This window comes from Psychrobacter sp. NPDC064578 (assembly GCF_044901245.1).
Lineage (GTDB): Bacteria > Pseudomonadota > Gammaproteobacteria > Pseudomonadales > Moraxellaceae > Psychrobacter > Psychrobacter cibarius_C.
Map to the genome: position 1 here is coordinate 316650 of NZ_JBJDPI010000002.1, position 13360 is coordinate 330009.

General features: G+C 43.3%; 11 protein-coding genes. All 11 read right to left on the reverse strand.

Annotation, left to right across the window (positions count from 1 at the left end; translation table 11 throughout):
* Positions 1 to 61: 61 nt before the first annotated feature.
* The 11 genes from der to ACI2JM_RS03270 all read right to left on the reverse strand — a co-directional run bounded on the left by der (position 62) and on the right by ACI2JM_RS03270 (position 13303).
* Positions 62 to 1504, reverse strand: coding sequence for a ribosome biogenesis GTPase Der (der, locus tag ACI2JM_RS03220; protein ID WP_055124475.1), 1443 nt, complete (start codon positions 1502 to 1504; stop codon positions 62 to 64).
* A 381-nt stretch (positions 1505 to 1885) separates the two neighbouring features.
* Complete coding sequence (gene bamB, locus ACI2JM_RS03225; RefSeq protein WP_045451756.1) at positions 1886 to 3094, reverse strand: outer membrane protein assembly factor BamB; 1209 nt, start codon at positions 3092 to 3094, stop codon at positions 1886 to 1888.
* 240 nt (positions 3095 to 3334) lie between these two features.
* The gene (locus ACI2JM_RS03230; RefSeq protein ID WP_404642062.1) at positions 3335 to 4120 is read right to left on the reverse strand and encodes a YfgM family protein; all 786 of its coding nucleotides are present in this window, start codon (positions 4118 to 4120) and stop codon (positions 3335 to 3337) included.
* Positions 4121 to 4175: 55 nt separating this feature from the next.
* Positions 4176 to 5465 (reverse strand): histidine--tRNA ligase, encoded by a 1290-nt coding sequence (hisS, locus tag ACI2JM_RS03235; protein WP_404642064.1) that lies wholly within the window; start codon positions 5463 to 5465, stop codon positions 4176 to 4178.
* A gap of 64 nt (positions 5466 to 5529) precedes the next feature.
* Positions 5530 to 6639: a flavodoxin-dependent (E)-4-hydroxy-3-methylbut-2-enyl-diphosphate synthase gene (ispG, locus tag ACI2JM_RS03240; protein ID WP_404642066.1), complete on the reverse strand. Its 1110-nt coding sequence runs from the start codon at positions 6637 to 6639 to the stop codon at positions 5530 to 5532.
* Between the two features lie 133 nt (positions 6640 to 6772).
* On the reverse strand, positions 6773 to 7585 hold the full coding sequence (locus ACI2JM_RS03245; RefSeq protein ID WP_109591647.1) for a helix-turn-helix domain-containing protein: 813 nt from the start codon (positions 7583 to 7585) through the stop codon (positions 6773 to 6775).
* Complete coding sequence (gene pilW / locus ACI2JM_RS03250) at positions 7582 to 8532, reverse strand: type IV pilus biogenesis/stability protein PilW (protein WP_404642068.1); 951 nt, start codon at positions 8530 to 8532, stop codon at positions 7582 to 7584. Before pilW ends, ACI2JM_RS03245 begins: the two co-directional genes overlap by 4 nt.
* 213 nt (positions 8533 to 8745) lie before the next feature.
* Positions 8746 to 9987: a 23S rRNA (adenine(2503)-C(2))-methyltransferase RlmN gene (gene rlmN, locus ACI2JM_RS03255; RefSeq protein ID WP_404642070.1), complete on the reverse strand. Its 1242-nt coding sequence runs from the start codon at positions 9985 to 9987 to the stop codon at positions 8746 to 8748.
* A 420-nt stretch (positions 9988 to 10407) separates the two neighbouring features.
* Positions 10408 to 10839, reverse strand: coding sequence for a nucleoside-diphosphate kinase (ndk, locus tag ACI2JM_RS03260; protein WP_055124481.1), 432 nt, complete (start codon positions 10837 to 10839; stop codon positions 10408 to 10410).
* 438 nt (positions 10840 to 11277) lie between these two features.
* Positions 11278 to 11694, reverse strand: a complete 417-nt coding sequence (locus tag ACI2JM_RS03265) for a lysozyme inhibitor LprI family protein (RefSeq protein WP_060490620.1) — start codon at positions 11692 to 11694, stop codon at positions 11278 to 11280.
* Positions 11695 to 12013: 319 nt separating this feature from the next.
* A complete protein-coding gene (locus ACI2JM_RS03270) occupies positions 12014 to 13303 on the reverse strand; it encodes an adenylosuccinate synthase (protein ID WP_045444847.1) in 1290 nt (429 codons plus the stop codon).
* Positions 13304 to 13360: the final 57 nt, after the last annotated feature.

A 13360-nucleotide genomic window follows, 5' to 3' on the forward strand; every position in this document is an offset into this window, starting at 1 on the left:
AATAGAATAAAACAGTCTTTATTTACAACAACAATATAAAGACCATCATCATTTTGCTAAATTAACGCTTTTTATCTTTATTGGTGAATTTCTGCTTATCTTTGGTAGTAAATTTCTGTGCCCGATTACGCTCGCGTTGGCGCAACTGTTGCGTCTTCGCTTTGGTTGGTGTATCGCTCTTGTTGGCATATGGGTTGTCATTTTGTTTAAGAACAACGTTGAGCGGCGTGCCTTCGAGCTTAAATACTTGACGGAATTGGTTTTCAAGATAACGCTGATAGCTCTTAGGTAGCGCGCTGGTTTGGTTACCATGAATGACAATCACGGGCGGATTGTGACCACCGATGTGAGCAAAACGTAGTTTAATACGGCGACCAGCAACCGTTGGTGGTGGATTGGCTGTCACTGCATCTTGCAGAATCTGAGTCAAACGATTGGTTGACACTTCAAACATCGAAGATTTATAAGCACGCAAGATAGACGGGTATAGATTACCCACACCCGTACCATGTAGCGCTGAGATTAGATGCACTTTTACATAAGGGATAAAGTTAAAGCGGCGATCCATCTCAATCTTGATATAATTTTTCTGATCAGCAGTCAGACCATCCCACTTATTAATCGCAACAACTAGAGCACGACCCGCATCAAGCGCATAGCCAATCATATGCAAGTCTTGATCAACGATACCTTCATGCGCATCAATAACAATAACGGTTACGTTAGAATCTTCGATTGCTTGTAGGGTTTTAATGACCGAGAATTTTTCTACTTTTTCATCAATTCTACCGCGGCGGCGCACACCAGCAGTATCGATTAAGACGTAGTCCTTACCTTCGCGTGTATAAGGAATATAAATACTGTCACGCGTGGTACCGGGCATATCAAAAACCACTACTCGGTCTTCACCCAATAGACGATTGACTAGCGTCGATTTACCAACGTTTGGACGACCTATGATCGCTAGCTTCAAACCTTTTGGCTCTACAACATTCTCTTGCTCAGGCATATCAGCCGTCAATATTTCAAGCAAATTACCGACACCGCGACCATGACTTGCTGCCATCGGATATGGCTCACCCAATCCTAATGCATAAAACTCGGCAGGTGCAGCGTCGTGAGCACCATCGACTTTATTGGCAACCACATAGACTGGTTTGCCAAGGGTGTGCAAAAACTTACCAATCTCAGCATCTGCGCCGATCATACCAGCACGAGCATCCACCACAAATACGATGATGTCTGCTTCATGAATCGCTGTATGCGATTGCTCAGACATATAATCATCAATGTTGCCGCTACCGTCATCCGCCTCACCAATACCACCAGTGTCTACAACGATAAAAGATTTGTCTTCATAGGTCGCATCACCGTACTGACGATCACGAGTCAGTCCTGACAAATCAGCAACCAATGCCTGCCGACTTTTTGTGAACTGATTAAATAAGGTAGATTTACCGACGTTTGGACGACCAATTAAGGCGACCACAGGCTTGATACTCATGGGTTACTCTCAGTGAAAGGCACAATGGCGGGCAGTACAGTTATTCTTATAACCAGTGATATAACAGTAGTCGTGAATAAGCTGCTCTTGACCGCAAATTAAAATGAATGATAAAACAATAGCAAAAATAATAGTCAGCTATTTTACAATTAGCAAGTGGTACATAGGATGACTAAATGATAAATAAATAATATATATGGATAACACCTACAGCGCATCGGTCGCATAGAGTACGCGAAAGCCTGTATTTAAACAAGCAATTTACACAAGGCACTAAACGCTGACGAAGCAGCGTTTGTGTTTTCTAAAATTGCAATCAACCCGTTGGCTTAACGATAATATCAAACATACTATCTAAGTAAGCATTAACCGATAAAAAGCTTAGCGGGCTAATTGCCAAATAGCAACTTGTCCTGATGTGCTCTGTGTCATCAAGCGGCTGCCTTGTACTTGCAAGCTACTCAAAGCACCCTTAGTTTGTACACGGCTAACGATTTTACCGCTAGCTGGATCAAATAAGTGTACCATGCCGTCAAAATCACCCACGGCAATATAATTGCCAATCATTACAGGATTGGTTAAATGACGATAAGCCAGCTCTTCACTTTCCCAAAGAACCTCACCATTACTGCGATTATAGGCAACCACTTTGCCCTCTAAGCTGGTACCAATCACTTGCTGGTTATTTACAGCAAGTGACTTTAAGCTGGCAAGCTCGTTGACAAACATGACTTGACGCGAAGCCAAATCAATACCTAATAACTGACCACTATAACTGATGGCAAATAGCTGGTTTTTATCGACGATCGGCGTACCATCGACATCACTCATGCGCTCAACTTCACTACTACCAGTGCCAACGCCAACACGTCTTGACCACTGCGGTAAACCACTATCAGTCGTCACCGCATGTAAACGACCATCAGCAGTCGCCAATAATGCCGTTTTGCTATCTAATAACGTTGGCGCCGCACTACCGCGCACACTGATGGCTGGCACTTGTGTGGCAAACTGCCAGACTGACTGACCTGTCTGTAGTGACAAGCCATGTAAAAAGCCATCGTTCGCTGATAGAATGACACGGTTATTGGTAATTAAAGCGGGTGTCAATACTGATCCTGATAGCTGCTTTTGCCAGCGTTTTGCGCCAGTCACACTATCAAATGCCATCACTTGACCACCGCGTGTGCTAATAATCGCTGTTTGGCTTAAAGCATCTAGAGCAACGCCGCCCGTGATTTGATCGCCAACGTTGATCGACCATAAACGTTCGCCTGCACTGTTAAAGCCGGTCAAGTCCCCACCGCGCGATGCAGTGACGATTTGTCCATTGACATAACCTACTTGCAAGTCTAATGGATCTTTCTTACTGGCTTTTTTATTGCCAATATCTGTGCTAAAAACCGGTTGCAACACACTGATAGGCTCAGCAATCTGTACCAGCTTGACTGGATCATTGACGACGGGTTTAATACCGCGATTACACCCAATCACTGCAGTGCTCATCACTGCCAATACTGCCACATGCATCACCGTCGATTTGATGGTTTTAGCTTTTGATATCTTGCTAGAGCGAATAGATTGAGTCATTATGAGTTCTCACTACAAATAAATTATTATTAATTAGTAAATTGGTTATCAGTAAGTATAAGATCGGCGATTAGTATTCATCAAGCACATTCAATGAGTGCTGATGGTCTATCCGATGCTGTTTTACTGCACCACTTAGCTTGTAGAACGGTTATAGATACGCGCTATTGACTAGCAATTATCAGACATTAGGTAGAACGCAAACGCTATTATTGGTTAACAGCGCTTGTCACTGTACAATTATTGCGCAACCTCGGCAGCAGCATTTTCTTCCACCAAGGGCTGTGCAGGATTACTTGACTCTTGAATCAGACTGACTGGTTCGTCGATAGGCTCAGGTACGATGCCCAGACTCTCCATCTTTAATGCCAATACTGCACGCGTCTCTTGACGGCTGCGTAACAACTCCCAAGCATTATTATAAGACTTGATCGCTGAGTCTTTATTATCTTGTGCCAAATAAATATCCCCTAACAACTCTTGTTGGCTGGCTTCAAATGAGCTTGGCATATCATTGTTGGCTTCTGCTAATGCAGCATCCGCATCGCCTGCCGCTAGTAACGTTGTCGCATAGCGCAAACGAGTAATTGCCTGTAAGCCTGCATCACCTAAATCAATGGCCAATGCTTTTTTGAGGGTTTCACTTGCTTCGGTAAATTCATTATTATCTACTTGCTGACGCGCTTTAATCATCAGTGCCTGCCAAGCGTAAACCGACTCACCATGCTTGCTGACTAGCGCATCAATATCTTTATTTAGCTGGATGCGACTTTGGGCAAGTGCTGCTTGTGCTTCTGCTTCCAAATCAGGGTTTTGTGAGGCCAAACTGACTTCTTCATTCAACCGCTGAATGTCTGCGTAATGATCTGCTGCAACGGTGTCTACGCGCGCATGGTTGTCCTGCCAATATGTCCAACCAAAATAAGCGGCCAGTGCCAACAAAATCGCAGTGACAATATAGCTGCCATACTGCTTTAACGCTTGCATTGAATTGTCTGCATTCGGCGAATTGGGTGTCAGAGCCATATATGTTTACCTGATAAAATTGTTATGAAATTGCTAATGCTAAAACCGCAATCGATTACTGACGGATAAAATTTTCTTTGCTCGACAGCCAATCTGTCGCAACCGTCTGTTGTTCGCCCGTCTGCATGTCTTTAACGCTGAGGGTATTATCATCCAGCTCTTGCTGTGCAATAATAACGGTCAATGCAGCACCTGACTTATCGGCTTTCTTCATTTGCGCTTTTAGGCTCGTCGCACTCGCCATTTTCACCCGAATATCTGGGCGACTATAGCGTAGGCGCTGGGCATAGCCAATACCCGCACTATAAACTTCTGGATGTGCAACCACGAAAACATCACAAGCTGGAACATCAGCAATTGGCGCAACCGCTTCCATTAATAGTAATAAACGCTCAAGCCCCATGGCAAATCCAACAGCAGGCTCAGATTTTACTGGCTTATTACCATCAGTACCGATGGATTTTAACTGCCCGATCAGACCATCATAACGGCCGCCAGCACAAACAGTCGCTTGGCTACCAAGCTTGTCAGTCACCCACTCAAAAACCGTTTTGTTATAATAATCGAGACCGCGTACTAAGTGCGGATTGATCTCAAAATTGATACCAAGCTCAGTCAGATACGTTTGCACTTGTTCAAAGTGTGCCACGCTCTCTTCACCTAAAAAGTCAGCAAGCTTAGGCGCGTCTACCAATAGAGCTTGGGTGCTTGCTTCTTTGCTGTCTAAAATACGTAGCGGATTGGTGGTCAAGCGGCGCTTGCTGTCTTCATCCAGCTGATCTTTTTTATCGGTTAAATAAGCAACCAATGCTTCGCGATAAGCATAACGCTCATCAATTTCACCCAGACTGTTTAGCTCTAAACGCATCTCATCTTTTAGACCCAGCTCTTGCCACATCAGATGGGTCATGGCGATCAGCTCAGCGTCAGCGTCTGGTAAGGCACTACCAAAGCTTTCAACACCTATTTGATGAAACTGACGATAACGGCCTTTTTGTGGACGCTCATAGCGAAACATCGGACCGATATACCATAATTTAGGCGTATCACCGCGCAGCAAGTTATGCTCAATCACAGCACGTACTGCACCTGCTGTACCTTCGGGGCGTAGAGCCAACGGCGTTGGTGGCTCAGATTTATCGGTAAAGCTATACATCTCTTTTTCGACAATATCAGTCGCGCCGCCAATGGCACGCGCAAACAAATCGGTTTGCTCAACGATTGGCAAGCGAATATGCTCAAAGCCGTATCTGCCCAGTACTTCAGCCAATATCGCTTCTAAATGCAGCCATTTTGCGGACTGATCAGGCAAAATATCATTAAACCCTTTTATAGCTTTAATCATGGTACGGTCGTATCCTTAAAAATTTTAACAAGTGTCTCTTTTATTTTTTGCTCATAATAGTGTTTTATTTTACGCGGATAATCTCATTTTCGCGTTTTTTAGCCAAATCTTCGGCATGTGCGCGTACCATGCCTTCTATTTCATCGACCAAATTGTCGGTATCGATAAGATGGCTTTTTTCACCCATACGATATACCAAGGATCTTGGTGCGGCACCAACAATGCCAATATCGGCCTCTTTCGCTTCACCAGGACCATTTACTTTACAGCCGATCACAGACAGATTCATCGGTTCACGAATGTCTTCTAAGCGCGACTCTAAAGCCGTCATAACTCGAATCACATCAAACTCTTGGCGCGAGCAGCTTGGGCACGCAATAAAGTTGACACCATTAGAACGTATATTGAGCGATTTTAAAATATCAAAGCCGATTTTAATTTCTTCTTCAGGCTCTGCCGCCAGTGAGATACGGATGGTATCACCGATGCCATCTAATAATAAACCGCCAAGTGCAATCGCGGATTTAACTGCGCCCGTACGATAAACGCCTGCCTCGGTGACGCCTAAATGCAGCGGATTATCAATTTGGGCAGAAATCAGGCGATACGCATCCAAGGTCAAAAACACATTACTAGCTTTGACTGATACTTTGTACTGATCAAAATTTAGACGCTCTAATATATCGATATGGCGCATGGCTGATTCAAGCATCGCCTCGCCAGTTGGCTCGGTATATTTGCGCTGAATGTCTTTTTCGAGCGAGCCTGCATTGACACCGATACGAATAGGGATGTTGTAATGTTTGGCACAGGCGACCACTTCACGTACTTTGGCGTCGCTACCGATGTTACCTGGATTAATACGCAGACAGTCAGCCCCTGCTTCGGCAACTGCTAACGCAATTTTGTGGTCGAAATGCACATCTGCAATCAAAGGCACGCTGACCAGCTTACGAATTTCGCCAAAAGCTTTGACCGTATCCATCGTTGGCGTCGACACCCGCATCAAATCCGCACCAGCTTCAACGCAGCGTTCGATTTGAGCGACAGTTGCTGCCACATCGCAAGTATCTGTATTGGTCATACTCTGCACACTAATCGGCGCATCACCACCAATCGCGACATCACCGACATATATTTTCTTGGTAAGGCGACGGTTAATAGGCGTTGACATAGACAAACCCTTCAGTTAAAGCGAAAAAACGCAGAAAAAATACACTTATAATAGCTTGCAGATAGCAACTTTTAAAAATAAATCTTGTACAGCAGTCGATAAGACTAGCATTCAAAATTAGCCGCTTTAAAAATTAAGGCGCTAACTCAAAATTGGCTTGCTTATCCGTTGCATAAGTATTTAGCGCAACCGCTTCTTGGTTAAGCATTATGCTGACATTATCGACATTATCAATTTGTACATTAAACGGCGGCGTACCTGACAGTTTATAATCCCCAGATGTCTGCGAGCCACTCATTAGACTACTACCAGAGGCATCAGTAATACTCACGACGGCGGTATCCGTCAGTTTGACATCTAAAGACGCTGGACTTGCATCGCCGCCCAAGTTTAGAGCAGAGCCAGAGGCACCAACGCCCATCTCATCAGTATTGATTGCCGCCCCTTGCGCTTGCTCTATCGCTGAGACGTCTTCGACCGTCGATACTGGCTGCTCGGTATTCTCTTTACTTGCATTACTCACCATGCGAAATAAGAAAATCGCTAAAATAATGACACCAATAACGGCGATGATCAGTAGTGGGTTAAAACGAATTCGATTGTGCGTATCACGTTGCAACGTTCCCATTGGACGCAGTGGCGTATCCGTGTTATTCACTGACTTGGCTTTCAGCTCCGTAGGATAAGCGGCATCAAAGCTGGTCGCTATTTTTACAGGATCCAAACCCAAAAACTTAGCATAATTGATGGCAAACCCACGGGCAAAAGCAGCTTGCGGCATCTCCGAAAAATTTTCATTTTCAAGCGCTTGCAAATGACGCTTTAAAATAAATAACTCGGCAGCTACCTCGTCTAAGCTGATTTGCTTATTTTTACGGGCTTGCTGCAACACGGCACCAAATGATCCCTGAGCGTTAGATTGAGTGTTTAATGATGGGGTGGTCATTTCCATGGTGCCTCTGGATTGTTAAGCCAAGTCTTAAGTTGTTTTGCTTCATCACTTAAAGGATAAGCGGATAAAAGCTGCTGTGCCAATTGCTGGCGCGTCGTTATGTTATTTTGTGCAGCGGCCAATTTGATACCTTGTAATAGCAAGCGCGGGCTAATGCCCTGCCCTTGCACCAGTATCAAGGTTTCATCATAAAGCCTTTGAGCCTGTGGAACACGTTGCTGCTCAAGCAATAAGTCGACCAACTCGATATGGGCAATAATACTATTACGATTGCCATCAAGTGCCCGTAAAAATGCTTTAGCAGCCGCACTGCGATCCCCTAGCTGTAAGTAAGTGCGCCCTAGATTCTCTAGCGCACCAATACGACCTTCGTAACCTAATGCTGAACCCGCAATCTCAAACTGCTCTGCCGCCTCACGATAGCGCTTCATTTGTGACAAATAAACGCCATAGTTATTGTGGGCTTGCTCAAAATCTTTATCAAGCGTGATCGCTTTTTTAAAATACTGATCGGCTTTTTCGAGATTGAGTCGACTGCCCTCTTGCTGCAGCAAAACGCCCATCATATCATAGGCTGGCGCGTAACGGCTATCGGCAGCAAAGGCTTTTTCGAGTTGACGCTGAGCGGTATCAAGCTCATTTTTGCGGATATATTGCGCGGCAAGTGAAGTGCGCACGCGAGCAATTTCTTGTTGATCTAAGTTACGATTGTCATTGGGTCGCGTAGACGTTTGATAAGCCGCGATGTTTGTCAAGTCATTGGTCGGCGTGCTTTGACAACCAGTGAGCAGCAACCCTACCAATGCCGTCACTAATACCGTACGCTTCGATATCGCTATTGGGTCAGTAGCCACTTGTCCATTCGCTGTACTCAATCGCTTATAAGTCTGAGAAAATATTTTTTGATAATTGAACTGACAAGAATTTCTAGAAGTCATCATAGCCGCCATCATAAAACTGTGATTCAATGCGTTCGATCCTCGAGGCATCAGTTTAATAGATTTAGCCCGCATAAGTACAATTTAGTTGTCATTAATTGCTGTGCACATCCAAACTAATCGTTATTGCTACATTTTTATTACCATTGCGACAGATAAAAGACAAATACGATGCTACATCGAAAATGTCTATTCACCATTTATATGACCATCATACTAAACACTTTCACGATCCTTGATGCTTTGCTGCCACGCGGCTGAACGACGCGTTCTATCAGCCACTTGCCCAACCAATTGACCACATGCCGCATCAATATCATCACCGCGTGTTTGACGTATGGTACAAACAAAACCTGCTTCACTTAATATGTTGCTAAAGGCATGAATTCGATTATTACTCGACTTATCATAATTTGCATGAGGGAACGGGTTGAACGGTATCAAGTTAATCTTACTTGGTAAATCGCCCAATAATGCGACCAATTGCTCAGCATGCTCATTACTATCATTGACACCATCTAGCATCACATATTCAATAGTCACGTGTTTTTTGTGGCGCGGATTTACTTCAAAAACGTAATTTCTCGCTGCCGCCATGAGCTGCTCTAATGGATATTTTTTATTGATCGGCACTAATTCATTACGCAGCTCGTCATTTGGTGCATGCAATGAAATCGCTAAAGCCACGTCAAGCTCCTGTGCCAACTCGTACATTTTTGGAACGACGCCTGAAGTCGACAAAGTAACGCGGCGCTTTGATAAACCATAAGCATGGTCACTGAGCATCAATTCCATTGAGCTGACAACGGGACGATAGTTTAATAACGGCTCGCCCATACCCATCATGACGACGTTGGTGACGTTGTTTTCCCATAAACTATGATCGACATTTTCTAAACTGTCATTTTCATCGGTCATATAAGAGGCATTTGCCACCCATAATTGTCCAAGAATCTCAGCCGCCGTCAAATCGCGCTCAAAGCCCTGCTTACCCGTACTACAAAAGCTACAGTCGAGCGCACAGCCCACTTGCGAAGAAATACACAAGGTTTTACGACCGTTTAATTTACTATCATCTGCGGGAATCAGTACCGTCTCAACCAACGAGCCGCCAGTGACTTCAAAGACCCATTTACGCGTGCCGTCATCACTGTATTGACGATGAATCACTTTTGGCGGAATGACGCAGGCATTGGCTGATAATTTATCACGCAAAGATTTACTCAGATTGGTCATTTGCTCAAAATCAGTGACACCCTGCTGATATATCCACTTGATGACTTGCGTCGAGCGAAACGGCTTTTCGCCAATACTCTTAAAGTATTCCGCCAGCTGCGCTTGTGTCATACCTAGTAGATTGGTTTTCGCCTGCGCCTCGTCTACTAATTTTATACTCTTAGTAGTCTTAGCAGGGACATGTTGGACGTCAGTTTGAATAGGAGTTTGAGCAGTTGACATAATAAATAACCTTTTTGCATCTACTGGTATGAGCGATGCAATTGTTGAGATGGGTGTTGCTAGTCGTACTCAATATATGAGTGCATAAGCAATCCGTTATGAGCGCATTTTTTACCAAAAACTGAAAGTAATATGCTGATAAAGGATTGATAACGCTATATAAAACCAATAATGAGGGAGAAAAGTTAAAATTTCAACACTAAAATTTCAACACATAGTCAGACTATTATAATAGCTAAAACGGCTTATACCAAAAGATATAAGCCGTCTTGCCACACTAATAATTTATAGTCAATTTTATAAGCTATTAGTGCATAGTGAATCAAATATAGAGCTGGTACAAGGAAGACAAGCGCCAATTGTACATTGAGTACATTAAGCGAGTCTGACACCGTAACAGACTATATTTGGTTTACTATATTAACGCGTACGTGCACACACTTCTTCTTCATTGAAGAAGTAGCTGATTTCACGTGCTGCTGATTCAGCTGAATCTGAACCATGAACGGCGTTTTCATCGATGCTACTAGCGAAGTCAGCACGGATAGTGCCTTCAGCGGCGTCTTTTGGGTTAGTAGCGCCCATGATATCGCGATGCTTAGCGATCGCATTTTCGCCTTCTAATACAGATACCAATACTGGGCCTGAAGTCATAAATGACACTAGATCGTTGTAGAATGGACGCTCAGCGTGCTCAGCGTAAAAACCGCCCGCTTTTTTATCATCAAGTTGCATCATTTTAGCGGCAACAATTTTTAGACCTGATTTTTCAAAGCGATCGTAGATAGCGCCGATGTTGTTGCCAGCTACTGCGTCAGGTTTGATGATAGATAAAGTACGTTCGTTAGCCATGAAAAGCTCCTAATAAATAATGAATTCGATAAAAATGAGATGGTAAATACTTTGTTTTATCTTTGGCCGCAATGTTGACTTAGGCATATTTAAATAACTCATGGTCTATCAATGCGATAATATGAGCGCCAACACAGGATTGCTGCCTATTATAATGATTAGCGCTATAAATGATAGGGTTAATTTATGACCGCATCTTGCATAAAAGTAAATTTATTACCATAGCTTATCTTAAGACAAAGTGAGCATTCATCAATAGCAGATTCTTGCCCTATGTATCTCATCGCTAACTATCTTTGTCATTGATGGGCATAAAACCAACTTGGCGGAAACTCTATGTAAGTGTTACCAACAAAAATCCCTCAGCATATAATGCTAAGGGATTTTATTAATACGCAGCTATGAAGGTCACTGCTTTCAAGCAATACTAAAAAACAACTACTCGCCTAAGCGGCTGTCGCGGCAACTGCCAGCGCTACATTCACGCACACGATCATTTAAGAAGTTCACTCGCTCAGTTGTCACCCGAGTCGCACAGCCCATATTGACAAAAAATCCTTCATCATTATTATAACTACATTGGTCATTACGCTCGCGTATCCACGCCAATTGTCCACGTTTGAGTTTGGATTTTTGCTGGCTATTTAACTGCTTAGCCAATTTTGCATAAGAATTATTCAGCTCTTTATCCGCTTCTAAATATACTTTCGTTAAGCAATATAAATCATCAAAATCATTGTTGGGTTTATCACAGTTTTGCGCGCCCCATGACAGCATAGGAAACATAAAAGCCGCAGACGTTAGCAGCGCTAAAGCTGTTTTGCCTATAGAGTGCTTGATAATAGTCGCTTTCATCACGTTTTCCTTTTTATATATTGATAAAATTACATTTATTTATAACATAATATACCAATTAAACCAGAATAATGTTAGCAACTCTCTCCTTTATGCTATTTTTTCTTATCTCAATTTATTCAATTACCAAATATCTTGATTTTTTATCGTTAGAAATTAATAGTGATTAACACTTTTTATCATTTGGCATTAATAATAGTTCACATAATAGAAAATGATGAGACATTACTCACAAGATAATACTCATAAAAAAAATCCCAATGCTCAGCACTGGGATTTTTTATGAACGCTTAAACTAATTAAATTTTACGATAAGAAACTAAGCGTCGTATGGGTCGCGCAATACGATTGTCTCTTCGCGATCAGGACCGGTTGAGATAATATCAACTGGGCAACCAATCAACGCTTCGATACGTTTGATATATTTTTTCGCATTTTCTGGAAGTTCATCATAGTTAGTGATACCAACGGTTGACTCACTCCACCCTTGCATCGTCTCATACTTAGGCGTGACTGACTCATAGAATTCAGCATCATGTGCACCTGCACACTCAGTCTCAGGCAGGTTATAACCCACACCAATTAGTAGCTCTTCAAGACCATCTAATACGTCAAGCTTAGTTAAGCAGATACCTGACATAGAGTTCAGTACCACTGCACGGCGTAATGCTTCCGCATCGAACCAACCACAGCGACGCGCACGACCAGTGGTCGCACCAAATTCATGACCGACTTTAGCCAAATGCGCACCAACATCATCAAATAGCTCAGTTGGGAATGGACCACTACCGACACGGGTAGTATAAGCTTTAGTGATACCAAGTACGTAATCTAAGTACAATGGACCGATACCTGTACCAGTCGATACGCCGCCAGCAGTTACGCTTGAGCTGGTCACAAACGGATATGTACCATGATCGATATCAAGCAATGTACCTTGCGCGCCTTCAAACATCAGGTTCTTGCCAGCCAGACGCAATTGATTAAGGTCTTCGGTTACATCAGTAACCATACCTTTAATTTCTTCTTTCCACTCTTGGCAAAGCTTAAGTGTCTCATCAAAATCAATCGCTTCAACTTTATAATACTGCGTCAATTGAAAGTTATGATATTCGATTAAGTTGCGTAGTTTTTCTTCTAAATCATCACGGAACAAGTCAGCAAGCTTGATGGCACGGCGCGCCACTTTGTCTTCATAAGCAGGTCCAATACCACGACCTGTCGTACCGATTTTTCCAGTACCGCGCTTAGCTTCGCGTGCTTGGTCAAGTGCCACATGATACGGCATGATAAGTGGGCAGTTTGGAGAGATACGCAGACGCTCACGTACAGGTACGTTGTTGTCTTCTAGCTCTTTCATCTCTTTTAATAATGCGTCAGGTGCTAACACCACGCCGTTACCGATAAAGCAGGTAACGCCTTCACGTAAAATACCTGATGGGATTAAATGTAGGATGGTGGTTTTGCCATCGACAACTAACGTGTGACCAGCGTTATGTCCGCCTTGAAAACGTGCAACTGCTGAAGCTTTTTCGGTTAGTAAATCGACGATTTTACCTTTACCTTCATCGCCCCATTGGCTACCCAAAACTACGACATTCTTACCCATAATCAATCCTTACCTTTATGTATTGAGGTGTGTGCAATAACGGTTTAAAACCTGTAA

Bases quoted from the DNA above. Each gene is read 5' to 3' on its own strand.
- der (WP_055124475.1), bottom strand. From the start codon at position 1,504: ATGAGTATCAAGCCTGTGGTCGCCTTAATTGGTCGTCCAAACGTCGGT.
- bamB (WP_045451756.1), bottom strand. From the start codon at position 3,094: ATGACTCAATCTATTCGCTCTAGCAAGATATCAAAAGCTAAAACCATC.
- ACI2JM_RS03230 (WP_404642062.1), bottom strand. From the start codon at position 4,120: ATGGCTCTGACACCCAATTCGCCGAATGCAGACAATTCAATGCAAGCG.
- hisS (WP_404642064.1), bottom strand. From the start codon at position 5,465: ATGATTAAAGCTATAAAAGGGTTTAATGATATTTTGCCTGATCAGTCC.
- ispG (WP_404642066.1), bottom strand. From the start codon at position 6,639: ATGTCAACGCCTATTAACCGTCGCCTTACCAAGAAAATATATGTCGGT.
- ACI2JM_RS03245 (WP_109591647.1), bottom strand. From the start codon at position 7,585: ATGACCACCCCATCATTAAACACTCAATCTAACGCTCAGGGATCATTT.
- pilW (WP_404642068.1), bottom strand. From the start codon at position 8,532: ATGATGACTTCTAGAAATTCTTGTCAGTTCAATTATCAAAAAATATTT.
- rlmN (WP_404642070.1), bottom strand. From the start codon at position 9,987: ATGTCAACTGCTCAAACTCCTATTCAAACTGACGTCCAACATGTCCCT.
- ndk (WP_055124481.1), bottom strand. From the start codon at position 10,839: ATGGCTAACGAACGTACTTTATCTATCATCAAACCTGACGCAGTAGCT.
- ACI2JM_RS03265 (WP_060490620.1), bottom strand. From the start codon at position 11,694: ATGAAAGCGACTATTATCAAGCACTCTATAGGCAAAACAGCTTTAGCG.
- ACI2JM_RS03270 (WP_045444847.1), bottom strand. From the start codon at position 13,303: ATGGGTAAGAATGTCGTAGTTTTGGGTAGCCAATGGGGCGATGAAGGT.